Origin of the sequence: Adlercreutzia sp. DFI.6.23 (genome assembly GCF_024462535.1) — a bacterium.
Taxonomy (GTDB): domain Bacteria; phylum Actinomycetota; class Coriobacteriia; order Coriobacteriales; family Eggerthellaceae; genus Adlercreutzia; species Adlercreutzia rubneri.
In genome coordinates, this window is sequence record NZ_JANGBP010000199.1 from 1 (window position 1) to 398 (window position 398).

The following is a 398-nucleotide window of genomic DNA, read 5'->3' on the forward strand; positions in this document are numbered from 1 at the left end:
GTCACGCCCAGCTCGTAGGCGCGTTCGATATAGGCGGCGTCGGACTCGGCGGACACCATGAGACCGGGATGTCCTTGATCCAGCCGTTTTTGTTCATGACCTCCAGCACGTCGAAGCCGTTCATCTGCGGCATGACGTAGTCGAGCAGCACGAGCGATATGCCCGTGCCCTCTTTCTGCAACGCCGCCACGGCCTGCTTGCCGTCCTCCGCCTCGATGATGCGGTAGGCATCGCCGATCATGTCGGCAAGCAGTGCGCGATTCAGCATCGAGTCATCAACGATGAGGATCGTCTGCTTCTCACTCAAGCTCGTAATGATGGCTCTCGCCCCCTTTCGAATGCGGCGCGCTTAGTAGCGGGTGTCGAAGATGCGCTTGGTCTTCTTTTCGGAACGCGGC

1 protein-coding gene is annotated in these 398 nt (G+C 59.8%); it reads right to left on the minus strand.

What is annotated here, in order from left to right; genetic code table 11:
- Position 1: 1 nt before the first annotated feature.
- The gene (locus NE591_RS13000; protein ID WP_256156836.1) at positions 2 to 307 is read right to left on the minus strand and encodes a response regulator; all 306 of its coding nucleotides are present in this window, start codon (positions 305 to 307) and stop codon (positions 2 to 4) included.
- Between the last annotated feature and the right edge of the window lie 91 nt (positions 308 to 398).